The organism is Psychromonas ingrahamii 37, assembly GCF_000015285.1.
GTDB lineage: Bacteria > Pseudomonadota > Gammaproteobacteria > Enterobacterales > Psychromonadaceae > Psychromonas > Psychromonas ingrahamii.
Genome location: NC_008709.1, coordinates 1,123,364 through 1,137,093, shown reverse-complemented (window position 1 = coordinate 1,137,093; position 13,730 = coordinate 1,123,364). Strand labels below are relative to the sequence as shown.

Genomic DNA, 13,730 nt, shown 5'->3' with positions numbered 1-13,730 from the left:
CCATGTTAAATAAGTGTCTGTTATCCATGCCATCAATCGGCATTTGACGGTGGCAACTCAGTCTCTCTTTCCCATGCTCGCTGATGGTATCGGTAGAGTTGATTAGATCCTAAATAATTTACTTTAATACTATTGATATCATCATAAAAACCTTTATTAAAAACAAAAGCACTTTTTAATAAAGGCAGAGTTAACCAGCTTGTTGGCACTGACAATGATGGTGCATTTTGTAAACGTTTACTGACACTGGCACCCAATTTTGTAGAAATGGTCCAGCCCCACTCACCAAATGAAGGCACATTTTGATGGTATTGTTCCACAAAGGGAAATTTAGCTTCTTTTAGAGTTTTAGCAATTGAGATAAAAGCATTTTTAGCATGAAAGGGCGATGTAGACTGGATCGCTATCACGCCATCCCCATTTAACAAATTATTGAGCCGGTAATAAAAATTAACACTGTAGAGCTTATTTAAATCAGGGTGGCTTGGATCCGGCAGGTCAATAATAATCACATCAAACATTTTTTTGCGCTGTAATAACTTATCAATGGTTATAAATGCATCATCATTAATAACAGTGACACGTTTATCATTAAAGCTGTTTTCGGTTAACGCGCTAATTTTCTTTGCTAAATAAGCGGGTAATACAGCTTGAGGAGATTTAAACAATTCAACTAACTGCGCATCCAAATCAATTAAAGTGACCTTCTCAGGCTGCCATTTTAAGACCTCGCGCAATGCCAAACCGTCACCCCCACCAATAATCAATATCTTATTTTGCCGTGCCGCCGCCTGCATTGCAGGATGAACTAAAAACTCATGGTAAATTTTTTCATCCAGGCTGGAGAATTGTAAGCGCCCATTAATATAAAAGTTGAAAATGGGCTCAAGATTTCCACCTAAATTGCGCTGCGTAAACACTAAATTTTGATAAGGTGTTTGGGTTTGGTAAACCACCTTATCTTGATACAAAAGGTTTTGCATTTTCTGTTGCCAACTGCCGCCATATTGGAAAACCAAAAGCACTAAAATAGCTAACAAGCCATGCCCTAATAATAGTTTTTTAATGTGCCTTAAGTAGTGCTTAAAGCGTAGCAGAAAAACAAACCCTGCCACTAAATTGAGAGAAGCGGTGAGTGCTGCAGCCTGGCTGATTTCAATACGCAGCATAAACAATACCCAAATCGCGGCACCAAAACCCGCTCCGATATAATCAGCCCCGTAAATAGTCCCCGCATTATGGGCTAAATGATGCCCGTATACGGTTTCACGAATTCGCGCAATCAGCGGTATTTCCATGCCAATCAAAAAGCCAAGAAGAAATGCAAAAAAGTAAGGTAATTGTATGCTCAACCAGTTGAGTTGGGCAATCATTCCTCCCTCTGGTCGTGTGTCCATCGGGATTTGATAGGTTTCAGCCAACAGATGCGGTAATGTCTGCCCAAACCCGATGATCGAGGCGATAAACAGAGTCGCACAACAACCGATTAAAGCAACGGCTAATTCTAAAATAACAAAACCTTGAAAGGCATTGGAAACTTTTTTGGCGGCAAAGGCGCCTAACCCCATTGATACAATCATAATACCAATAATCGCATAAATAACCGTTTCAACACTACCAAGAATACGTGCTGAATAATGAGAAAGTAAATACTCATAAATCAGACCACAGCAAGCCAGTACTGCCATGATTAATATCAGCAGGCTGTCATCGATAAGCAGTTTTATTTTTTTTGCCTGGACCATATTTTTCTCTAACGGGGATAAAAAAAGGCCATCAAAAGATGACCAATTAAATAAGCGCTTAGCTGAAAGCTGTCAGCTGTCGGTTCGTTGCTCAGGCCATTAATGCCATCAGTAATAATGCGATGGCAAAAGAGGTGGTCAACTCGACCGTGGCAATACCAATATTATCCTGATCTTCCACCTCTTCGCGGCGGTTTATTCCCCACAGGACGATAAACTTAGCAACGGTGGTTAATAATGTTAATGCCAACATCAAAATAACACTCATAATTGTCCATTGTGTTATACCTGCCCATACAGATTGCGCATCGTAGACCACAAAATAACTTGCCGCAGTGACTGACATGGCAGTTGAAATCAAATACCCGGAGTAACGAATAGCTAAAGCCATATGCCCTTTTTCTAAGGTTGTCTGAAAGCTAATAGCATTATTTTGAGAAAATCGCCATTCAAAGATTCGAGTAATCATAACCAGCATAATTTGTGAAATTATCCACGCACAGAAAATGGCGACAAAGGTTTTAATCCCCAATCCCTCGGCCCACAGCAGTGCGGCACGGACTACAATCGCAGTAGCAATAACTGAAGCAGCATCGACCAGCCCAACAGGAATATTTCTTTGTAGAATTTGCTCCTGTTTATCAAAATCAGGTAAGGCAAATTTATCGTGAATATATCGTCCCGCTTTGATCAATAATAATCCAATCAATCCGTAGGTTAGCATGCCTATTAGCTCGACCGAATAGGAGCCGGCCAACTCTCCCGTAATGGCGCCACTTAAGGCAATGCCCATGGCCGCCACGCTACCCGCAAGACTGATACCGTAGGCAAAGTTGTCATTTATCGCTAACTCATTTTTGGTGTTAATATTACCGATAAACCCCATGGTATAACGAATTCCGCCTAATAAAAGAATCGCAACTGCCATATCAATTAATAAGTAAATGACCAAACTGCCGTTTTGCTCTAATGTTGCCATTAATTCATTCATATTTTTTTAGCCTTATTTTCCGCGACTTATACCGCGAGAGGTCGTTGTTTTGCTATTTCTAAAACTGCTCGATGACTTTGCTTTTGAGTAACTAGACTTTCCCGCAAAAGAGGTTGTTTGCTGCGCCTGACGACTGGAAGTCGACATACGGCTTGCCCCCGTTTTAGATTTTGCATAGGGGCTTCGAAAACCGCCCTTATTGGCAAATTTTTTTTTGGTTCTGGCGGCTAAATTATCCTGAGATTTTACTTGTTGTGGTGAGGTATAACGGTTACGGCCTACATCATTATAATAACTGTAATCTCGGCGTGATGACCAGCTATCATAGCGAGTGCGGTTTGGGGAAAGAGCTGAAAACATGGAGTACATGCCATACCACTGCCAAAATGAGGTACCGCCACTATTAGTTTGCCATTGCCCGTAACCGGGATTACCCACTAACTGACTGCCAGCGCCATTATCTGCAGCCGCATTTGCCTGCAGACTCTGCTGCTTGCTGATGGCATTAACCCGGGCTAATTCTCCTTGGGACAGATCAGCAATCACATTAATGGGATCCGATAAGGCATCATTAAATAAAGCCGGATCCGATGCTGCAATAAGATTTTCACTTTCAAATAGCTGCGCCTCAATATCGCCCAGTACCTGAGGCTGCTCTTTAAGGGTTTTTAAACGCTGCAGCAGACCTTGATACATAGGCCCTTGGCGCGTTGCATCACGACTTAATGCAGTTAATAAAGGTTTAAGTTGCGGTTTATCTTCACTTAACAGTCTTGCATATTCACTTAAAATAGCCGCATTAGCTAATGCCTTTGTATCAAGATTTTCGCCCAGATTAGTTGTTAAATATTCGGCTGTTCGAGTATTAGCCTGAAGTTTTTCGGGACGCTCGTCTCCGCAGGCGAGAAGCAAAAAACTCAGCCCTAAAATAAATAACATGTTAGTTTTCATTGCGTTTCCTAGTGCGATAAACAATCAATAACACGCTGCAAATCATCCTGAGTATCGATTCCAGGTGGTGGGATTTTATTTGCCTGCTCAACGTGAATTTTAAAACCATGCCATAATACACGCAGCTGCTCCAGCTTCTCGAGCAGTTCCAGCGGTGAAACGGATAACGTTGCATACTGCCTGAGAAAACTAGCGCGGTAGGCATAAATACCAATATGACGTTGTAAAGCAGTAAAATCTACGGATTTTTCAGCCTGATTTTCGACACTGAAATCATCACGATTCCATGGAATGGTGGCGCGACTGAAATATAACGCCATATTATTTTTATCACAAACCACTTTTACGGCATTAGTATTAAAAACATCGGCAACGTCTTCAATCGGTGCACTTAATGTTGCCACACTAGCAGCACTGTTTTGCTGCAGGTTAGTCGCAACCTGTATAATGACGGATGGGGGAATTAAGGGTTCATCTCCCTGCACATTGACTATTATCTCATCATCGGCCAATTTAAATTGCTGGCAAACCTCAGCTAAACGATCCGTGCCGGACTGATGATCCTTGGATGTCATGCACACATCAATCTCGTTAAGATGCTTTAAAGCATCAACAATGCGCTGATCATCGGTCGCCACGATAACTTGTTTGGCGCCACTTTTTAAAGCTTGGTTAGTCACCCGCTCAATCATGGTTTGCCCTAAAATATCAAGCAGCGGTTTAGCCGGTAAACGCGTTGAATGATAACGCGCGGGTATCACGACAATAAATGACATATTACTCCTCATCGGACGAGATGGTACGCGCTTTGACTTTCAACAGAGCAGGGATCCCGTCAATAACGGGGTAGGCAAGATGATCAAACTTACAAATAAGTTCATTGCTGTTTTTTTTATAACTTAACTTACCTTTGCATAATGGACAGGCGATAATATCAAGTAATTTAATGTCTAACATTTTATTTCCTTAATCCTATTTAATAATTGTTGTTCAAAGCCCGCCGAAAATTCGGCTGAAACAGGTAAATACCACCAATTTGGCTGTGCAAAATCAGTGCATTTAACAGCGTCTTTTTCTGTCATTAACAGCGGAATAGACGCTTCAAATTGAGTAAAATCATCTTTTGAAAAGGCATGATGATCATTAAAACCGACGGCTTTTAATATTTCAAACTGCTGCTGGTTAAGCGTATCAAAAAATCGTTGCGGATAACCAATCGCCGCACAAGCGTTGACTTGAACACCGCTGCTAAGTTGTGCCGTTTCTCCATCAACACGTTGACAGTTTTGTGCCTTTAACAACATCGTTATTTCATTAACCTGCTGTCCTCCATTATTAACGACAAAATCAACACTGTTTAAACGTGATAGGTTTTCCCGCAATGGACCGATCGGCATCAGGTGCTGGTTACCAAAACGGCGCTTGCCGTCAACAATAACAATTTCAATATCTCGTTGTAATGCATAATGCTGCAATCCATCATCGCTAATAATGATATCAGCCAAAAAATGCTGCTCGATATATTTAACTGCATTTTTACGGTTTGGATCAACCACCACAGGAATCCCCAGGCGTTTATGGATTAAGACCGGCTCATCACCCGCCTCATGGCCCTTAATATGATCGCCCACAAGCAACGGATAATGGTTGCTTTTTCCGCCATAACCGCGACTAATCACGGCGGGTTTGTAACCCACCGTGATTAGCATTTCGCATAACCAGATAACAAAAGGTGTTTTACCGTTACCACCAACAGAAATATTACCGACGATAATAACAGGTAACTTACTTTTATAACGTTTAAAAAAACCTTTTTGATAAGCCAAGCGGCGGCAGAAACTGATCATTTTAAACAGTAAAGCCAGTGGCAAAAGTAACCACGCCCAAGTAACAGGGCGGTACCAAAATGGCATTATAACTCTCCAGACGCTTGAATTTTGCTAAGGCTGTGATAAATCGCTTTTTTCTCAATAAGCTCTGCATGCGTACCACGCTCGACGACGCTACCATCATCAATCACTAAAATTTGATCGGCATGTTCAATGGTTGATAAACGATGCGCAATAACAATAGAAGTTCTGTCTTTTTGTAATATATCAAGTGCCGCTTGAATATGGCGTTCAGATTCCGAATCTAACGCGGAGGTAGCTTCATCAAGAATTAAAATGGGTGCATCACGCAATAATGCACGTGCAATGGCCAATCGTTGACGTTGCCCGCCCGACAACAAAGCACCATTTTCACCAATAACAGTGTCTAATCCATTTGGAAACTGCTTAATAAACTCCATCGCATTGGCGGTTTCAGACACTTTGATAATATCTTCCCGGGTAAATTTACCGTCGCTGGCATAAGCGATATTATTAGCAATAGTATCGTTAAACAGATGCACACTTTGTGAAACTATCGCCACTTGATCGCGTAACGAGGCAAGGGTGTATTCTTGAATATTGACACCATCGATAGTGATCACACCGCTATCAATATCGTAAAAACGGGTTAATAAATTGGCAATGGTGGATTTGCCACTGCCTGAACGCCCAACTAAGGCAAAAGTTTCCCCCGCCTTGACCTTAAAACTAATATTGTTTAAAGCAGGTTTTTCGGTCGTTGGGTAGGTAAATACAATATTCTTTAGTTCAATATCACCCTTGGCACGTTTAATCACTTTAGTGCCGGAATCTAGCGCAGAAGTTGTATCTAATACTTTGAATAAACTCACACTGGCAGCAATACCACGCTGTATATCACCCACCACCTCGGTAATGACTTTTAGCGGTTTCATTAATGCCATCATAGAAGAAATAATAACAATAAAGGTACCCGGGGTTAAGTCATTAATAATTGAAGGTTTGGTTGCCAGAAACAAAATAAAGGCTAAAGCAAAAGAGGCGAGGGTTTGTACTACAGGAGTACTTATCGCCTGTGCGCTGGCCATTTTCATATTTTGAGAGCGAACAGAATTACTGACCTGATTAAACTTTTCATTTTCAACTTTTTGGCCGCCAAACATTAACACTTCTTTATGACCTTTTAACATCTGCTCTGAAGCCGTTGTCACTGAACCCATTGCATCTTGTAAATTTTTACTGATTTTACGAAAACGTTTACTGACCACGCTAATCGCAATCCCCACGATCGGCGCAACCAAAAAGAAAACTAATGATAACTGCCAGCTTTGTATAAACATCAGTCCGACCAAAGCTATAATAGTCGCGCCGTCACGGAATATTTTTATCAAGGCTTTGGTTGAGGCTGACGTTACCTGATTAGCGTCGTAGGTGATTTTAGAGAGCAAGTCACCGGTATTGGTTTTATCAAAAAAGCTGATAGGTAACGCTATTAAATGGCTAAATAACTCACGTTGTAATTTCATGACCACATGTGTGCCTACCCACGACATGCAGTATGAACTAACGAAGGCAACCACTCCCCTTGCCGCAATAATTAAAATCACAAAAATGGGCATAAAAGTTAAGATTTCAGGACTCTGCCCGGTCAACCCTTTATCCATCAGGGGCTTTATTGAGTAGATAAAAGCAGTGTCGACAACGGCATAACCAATCATTGCGATAATGGCAGCCACTAAGCCCAATTTAAACTCTTTAACGTATCCCAGTAAACGCTTAAAAACCAGCCAACTATTTACTTCTTTATGTTCCATGATTCACCAAGTACTTCTATTAGAGAGAAAAAGAGTGATGATACCAATAAGGGGCAAGATCTTCTCGATATGTTTGCATGATAATGTTATCTGTTGTTATTTTAAAACGAATAAACCCATTCAAACCGCTGTTTACCATTCTAACATTTTGATCTTGATAACGTAACTTTACCTCTGCTGCTGGAAATCCCCATCGATTCATAAATCCAGCACTGAAAACAACCCACTGTGGCGCGACGGTTTTAATAAAGGCGTTGGTTGATGAATGTCGACTTCCATGATGAGGGGCAAGCAAAATCGTACTTTTTAAATCCCCTCTATATTGTACAATTAACTTAATCTCTTGTTTTTTTTCAATATCTCCCGTCAATAAAAGTGAATAATTACCATCATCAATACGTAAAACACAAGAGTTATTATTATTGTTTGTACCCGTCTTTAAGGGTGATAGCACTTTTACTGACAGTGAACCTAATGACCATTTCATGCCTGCACGGCACAATATCGTTTTTTCATTTTGCAGTGCTGGAGGCGCTAACGGCTCGCCTACCAGTATATATTCAGGCAGAAAAGCGCGGTTAATGATATCCGCGCCACCCGCATGGTCAATATCACTGTGACTTATCACAAAATAATCTAATCGTTCAATGCCAATAGAGTGTAAATAGGGCAGCGTCTCAACAGCAGCAGTGGTAAATCCTGACGGATAACGAGGACCGGTATCATAGAGTAGGCTTTGTCCTTGGCTTTTGACTAACACTGACAACCCCTGCCCTATGTCTAGGATCTCGACCTGCCAATCGTGAGATTTATTTTGTTTTTCTGACCATAATAATAATAAAACCGATGAGAGTAATATAAAAGTAAAAAAATAACTGAGGCGAGCATTAACATGCTGTAGTTTAAATAGAATATAAAGCACTACAATTAAAACAACAAAAAAGATAAGTAAACTCCCCTGATCATAGGAAAAGGACAGATAGGCAAATTTTGCTTGCTCAAACACAATAAAAAAATAACTGATCAAACGATCTGCAATGGTAAATAACAGCACTGCGATTGGTTGATGCACAACCGAAAAAACAACCGCTAATAAAGTAATAGGAATAATTAACAGTGAAAAAAGTGGCACCGCTAGCAGATTAATAAACGGCGCTAGCATTGAAAAAGATGAAAAACTTAATAGCTGAATAGGTAACATTAACAGACTCAAAGAGAACTGAATAAGCAGTAAAAATTTAAAATAATGTTTTATTTTTGTAAATCCAAAAATCTCACCATTTTTTTCTTCCCTGTTTTTAAATTGAGGAAAATGCCATAAAACAATTAATATTAAACATACTGCCACATAAGATAACCACAAGCTTAAACTGAGTAGCGCCAAAGGATCCCATAATAAAATCATAAAAAATGTCAGGCCTAATAGATCGATCAAACTGCACTTTCGTTTCATTGATAAAATACAAACTGCAAATAACAACATTAAAAATGCACGCTGAGTCGGTAAGGAAAAACCGGCTAAATAAGCATATAAAAATGCCCCGAGTAACGCCGTTAAGTTTACAAATCGCCAAGAAAACCAGCCAAGGTATTTCTTGGGGAAAAAACGCTGAGTAAAATAAGCCACGCATAAATAAATACAGGAAAAAAACAGGCTAATATGTAAACCTGAAATAGCGAACAGATGAGCAATGCCCAACTGTTGAATTAACGCTTTTTGCGCTGATTTTATTAGTGATTTATCTGCAAAAGATAAGGCTAGAATAGCGCCTTGGTTGTTTAAAGAGTCGGAAAGATTTAACACCCTTTCATATAAATAAGCTCTTAAGGAGAAAGCAGATTTTTGCTTTTTAATATGCGACTTTATAATAGCCTGGTAGCCAATATGTTCAGAGTACTTGTATTTTTGCTGATCAAATCCTGCCGGATTAGCGCGTCCATAAATAGGTTTAAAACGCACTTTAAAGAGATGTCTTTCGTTTTCCTGTACCTTTACTGTCGGTGCGTACCAGCGCATTTCCAATAAAGGAGAGTAACTTAAGTGATGCCCATCAAGTTCAACTAACTTAGCGCGAAAATATCCTCTATTTTGATCACTGATTAAGGATTTAATTTGCACAACTATGCTATGGTTTCGCCCATCGACAGAAGCCTGCAGGGGGGCTGAGTTTGAAAAGGGGAGATTAGTCACGGGTTGAAAAGCAAAAAAACTTCCCGTTAATGCTAAAGAAGTATAAAGTGAGAAATAGACAGCAAAAAATGGAATAACCGCGAGAATACGCAGGCGCGGAATCAACATTAAAGAAATAAATAAAACGCCACAAAATATTATCTCGTTATTGTCTAATAATCGTGGCCAAAATAGGCTTGATATAAAAACAATAATTGACAGCCACAATAATAGACGCATTGTCATTCAATCCATTTAAGTAAACCTTAATTATATGCCAAAAAAATTTCTTAAACGTTTTACTCCAAAACCTGAAACGTTAAAAGCACATCCTCACCTTAGGCATTTTGGCGAAATGCTGCATAATCCCAATCTATGGCACTTAAACCGCCGCAGTGCAGCAGGTGCAGTGGCTGTTGGTCTCTTTTGTGCCTGGATACCCATTCCTTTCCAGATGTTCTTAGCCGCTGCTATCGCCATTATATTTACGGTTAACCTGCCTTTATCCGTTGCCTTAGTTTGGCTTTCAAACCCGCTGACGATGGGGCCGTTATTTTATGGCGCTTACCGTTTAGGGGCTTATATCATGCATCTGCCTGTGCAGCATTTTAACTTTGAATTATCTTATAGCTGGTTATGTGCAACTTTTGAAACCATCGCCCCACCACTGTTTCTAGGTGCACTGCTCCTTGGCAGTATAAGTGCCTTTTTGGGGTATTTCCTATTTCGTGCTTTTTGGCGTTTTACTGTTACCAAAAAATGGCAACGCAGAAATAAAAAATAACCCCGGTAATCTGCAAGTCCATTGATTTTTTTCATTAATGCGGGATAAAATATCTGCTAACGAGACATAAAATAATGTTTTAGTCTTTGCTATTAATTTTATGCATAAAAAAAGGCTGAGCAATTAATTGCTCAGCCTTTTTTTATCACGCAAGAAGCGTTAACGGTTAACGCTTCGCTTAATTAACATTAACCGTTTATGCGTTTATGTAACTCTTGTACTGAGTTGACCGTCGCCTCTGGTGCCGTCGGATCTGCAAGATGCGCCTGGCATGTTGCAAATGCACCCTTCAAAGTAGTCGTATAATTTACTTTATAACGCAGCGCTGCACGGCGCAGTTGACGTGAATCTTCAATAGCAATACGACCTTCAGTGGTATTCACCATGTAAGTGTATTCGCCATTTTTAGTGCGATCCAGAATATGCGGACGACCTTCATGTACTTTATTAACAAGGCGAGCGTTAATACCCGCTTCCTGCAATACAATCATAGTGCCATGGGTTGCATCAATCTCATATCCAAGTTCGACTAAATTTTTAGCCAGTTTTGCGACGCGTTTTTTATCACTGTTACGTACCGAGATTAATGCTCGACCTATGGTTGGCACATCTTTAATCGAACCAAGCTCCGCTTTTGCATAAGCTTCTGCAAAAGTATCACCCGCCCCCATTACTTCACCCGTACTGCGCATTTCAGGCCCTAAAATAGGATCTGAACCCGGGAATTTATTAAAGGGTAACACCACTTCTTTAACGGAGAAGTAAGGAGGGATAACTTCTTTGGTTACGCCAAGCTCTTTAAGTGTTTTACCGGCCATTACGCTTGCGCCAATTTTAGCAATCGGCACACCTGTCGCTTTCGACACAAAGGGCACAGTACGTGCTGCGCGCGGGTTAACTTCAATCATGTAGACTTCGTTGTCTTTGACCGCAAGCTGGGTATTCATTAGACCAATAACACCGAGTTCTAATGCAAGTGAGCGAATGTAACCACGTATTTCATCTTGGATTTCCACACTGAGAGTGTAGGCAGGTAATGAACATGCAGAGTCACCGGAGTGAACACCGGCTTGTTCAATATGCTCCATAATAGCACCGATAACCACGTCCGTACCGTCACAGATGGCATCAATATCTACTTCTATGGCATCATCTAAGAAACGATCCAGCAGTACCGGTGATTCATTAGATACACTGACCGCATCTTTAAAGTAACGGCGTAAATCAACTTCATCATAAACAATTTCCATTGCACGGCCACCTAATACATAGGATGGACGAACCACCAGCGGATAACCTATATGCTTAGCTGATTCAACCGCTTGCTCAAGTGTGGTGACAGTATCATTTTCAGGCTGTTTAAGGCCTAAACGCTCAACCACTTGCTGGAAACGCTCACGGTCTTCGGCGCGGTCAATCGCTTCCGGTGAAGTACCGATTATAGGCACACCGGCAGCTTCCAGTGCACGTGCCAGTTTTAGCGGTGTTTGACCACCGTACTGTACGATCACCCCTTTTGGTTTTTCAACACGGACTATTTCAAGCACATCTTCCAGAGTAATAGGTTCAAAGTAGAGACGATCTGATGTGTCAAAATCCGTAGAAACGGTTTCTGGATTACAGTTAACCATAATGGTTTCATAACCGTCGGCACGCATTGCCATGGCAGCATGTACACAACAGTAATCAAATTCGATCCCCTGACCTATCCGATTAGGACCGCCACCAATGATCATAATTTTTTCATTGTTCGTGGGGTTAGCTTCACATTCTTCATCATAGGTCGAATACATGTAAGCAGTGTCAGATGAAAACTCAGCAGCACAAGTATCTACCCGTTTATAGACCGGGTGCAGATCAAAACGTTCACGCAGTTTACGCACTTCAGCTTCAGTAACACCGACCACAGTGGCGATACGACTATCAGCAAAACCTTTACGTTTTAGACGTTTAAGCACGGCTTTATCTAAACCGCGTAAACCGCCTTCAGCGATTTTACCTTCTTCAAGAATCAAGTCTTCGATCTGTACCAGGAACCATTTATCAATCATAGTAATAGCATAAATTTCATCTATGCTCATTCCTAAACGGAATGCATCACCGATATACCAGATACGCTCAGCACCGGCTTCGCCCAGTTCGTATAGTACTTTTTCTTTTGCACCTTGATCATTTAAATCAACCATCGGGTTGAAACCGTCAGCGCCGACTTCCAAACCGCGAAGCGCTTTTTGTAAAGACTCCTGCTGGTTACGGCCGATTGCCATGACTTCACCCACAGATTTCATCTGTGTAGTAAGACGATCGTTTGAATTTGAGAATTTTTCGAAGTTAAAACGCGGAATTTTAGTAACAACGTAGTCAATGGTTGGCTCAAAGGATGCCGGTGTTTTACCGCCGGTGATATCATTTTGTAATTCATCTAAGGTGTAACCAATCGCCAGTTTTGCCGCGATTCGCGCAATCGGGAAACCGGTCGCTTTTGATGCCAGTGCAGATGAACGTGATACGCGAGGATTCATTTCGATTAGCACCATACGGCCGTCTTCGGGATTAATACCAAACTGGACGTTTGATCCACCCGTTTCAACACCAATTTCACGCAGTACAGCGAGCGATGCATTACGCATTAATTGGTATTCTTTATCGGTTAATGTCTGCGCAGGTGCAACCGTAATTGAGTCGCCGGTATGAATGCCCATCGGGTCAAAGTTTTCAATCGCACAAACGATAATACAATTATCATTTTTGTCACGAACCACTTCCATCTCATACTCTTTCCAACCAATTAATGATTCATCAATTAATAGCTCAGTGGTAGGTGAAAGGTCCAGACCATTTGTACAAATGTCGTCAAATTCTTCTTTGTTGTAGGCGATACCGCCGCCTGTTCCGCCCATAGTGAAAGAAGGACGAATAATACAGGGGAAACCAACCATGTCTAACACAGCGTAAGCTTCATCCATATTATGTGCGATACCGGCACGAGGACACGCAAGGCCTATTTTTTTCATGGCAGTATCGAAACGGCTACGATCTTCCGCTTTATCAATAGCGTCAGCTGTTGCACCGATCATTTCAACATTATATTTAGCTAATATGCCTTTCGCTTCTAACTCAAGCGCACAGTTTAATGCTGTTTGTCCACCCATAGTCGGTAGAATCGCACAGGGACGTTCTTTGGCGATGATCTTTTCAACAACCTGCCAATGAATCGGTTCGATATAGGTTGCATCAGCCATATCGGGATCGGTCATTATCGTTGCCGGGTTAGAATTAACCAGGACAACACGGTACCCTTCCTCTTTTAAAGCTTTACATGCTTGTGCGCCCGAGTAATCAAACTCACAAGCTTGGCCAATAATAATCGGTCCGGCGCCAATGATTAGGATAGTTTTTAAGTCATTACGTTTTGGCATCTGAAA

The 13,730-nt window shown here is 41.2% G+C and carries 10 protein-coding genes; 1 reads left to right on the top strand and 9 read right to left on the bottom strand.

Translation table 11 applies throughout. From position 1 onward, the window contains the following. Positions 1 to 32: 32 nt before the first annotated feature. The 8 genes from PING_RS04765 to PING_RS04730 all read right to left on the bottom strand — a co-directional run bounded on the left by PING_RS04765 (position 33) and on the right by PING_RS04730 (position 9,761). On the bottom strand, positions 33 to 1,745 hold the full coding sequence (locus PING_RS04765; protein WP_011769311.1) for a polyamine aminopropyltransferase: 1,713 nt from the start codon (positions 1,743 to 1,745) through the stop codon (positions 33 to 35). A gap of 91 nt (positions 1,746 to 1,836) precedes the next feature. Next, positions 1,837 to 2,736, bottom strand: a complete 900-nt coding sequence (locus PING_RS04760) for a DUF350 domain-containing protein (RefSeq protein ID WP_011769310.1) — start codon at positions 2,734 to 2,736, stop codon at positions 1,837 to 1,839. A 12-nt stretch (positions 2,737 to 2,748) separates the two neighbouring features. Beyond that, complete coding sequence (locus PING_RS04755; protein WP_011769309.1) at positions 2,749 to 3,687, bottom strand: hypothetical protein; 939 nt, start codon at positions 3,685 to 3,687, stop codon at positions 2,749 to 2,751. Positions 3,688 to 3,695: 8 nt separating this feature from the next. Further along, entirely contained in the window at positions 3,696 to 4,463 is a 768-nt protein-coding gene (kdsB, locus tag PING_RS04750) for a 3-deoxy-manno-octulosonate cytidylyltransferase (protein WP_011769308.1), read from the bottom strand. A 1-nt stretch (position 4,464) separates the two neighbouring features. Next, positions 4,465 to 4,644, bottom strand: coding sequence for a Trm112 family protein (locus PING_RS04745; RefSeq protein ID WP_011769307.1), 180 nt, complete (start codon positions 4,642 to 4,644; stop codon positions 4,465 to 4,467). Beyond that, positions 4,638 to 5,600, bottom strand: coding sequence for a tetraacyldisaccharide 4'-kinase (gene lpxK / locus PING_RS04740; protein WP_011769306.1), 963 nt, complete (start codon positions 5,598 to 5,600; stop codon positions 4,638 to 4,640). The genes PING_RS04745 and lpxK overlap by 7 nt, the downstream gene beginning before the upstream one ends. Continuing rightward, positions 5,600 to 7,351, bottom strand: coding sequence for a lipid A ABC transporter ATP-binding protein/permease MsbA (gene msbA, locus PING_RS04735; protein ID WP_011769305.1), 1,752 nt, complete (start codon positions 7,349 to 7,351; stop codon positions 5,600 to 5,602). Before msbA ends, lpxK begins: the two co-directional genes overlap by 1 nt. A 19-nt stretch (positions 7,352 to 7,370) precedes the next feature. Next, positions 7,371 to 9,761, bottom strand: a complete 2,391-nt coding sequence (locus PING_RS04730; RefSeq protein ID WP_232279401.1) for a DNA internalization-related competence protein ComEC/Rec2 — start codon at positions 9,759 to 9,761, stop codon at positions 7,371 to 7,373. Between the two features lie 34 nt (positions 9,762 to 9,795). Between PING_RS04730 and PING_RS04725 the strand changes: the two genes are divergently transcribed. Beyond that, positions 9,796 to 10,305: a DUF2062 domain-containing protein gene (locus tag PING_RS04725; protein WP_011769303.1), complete on the top strand. Its 510-nt coding sequence runs from the start codon at positions 9,796 to 9,798 to the stop codon at positions 10,303 to 10,305. Between the two features lie 188 nt (positions 10,306 to 10,493). Here PING_RS04725 and carB read toward each other — a convergent pair whose 3' ends face one another. Then, on the bottom strand, positions 10,494 to 13,724 hold the full coding sequence (carB, locus tag PING_RS04720; protein ID WP_011769302.1) for a carbamoyl-phosphate synthase large subunit: 3,231 nt from the start codon (positions 13,722 to 13,724) through the stop codon (positions 10,494 to 10,496). Between the last annotated feature and the right edge of the window lie 6 nt (positions 13,725 to 13,730).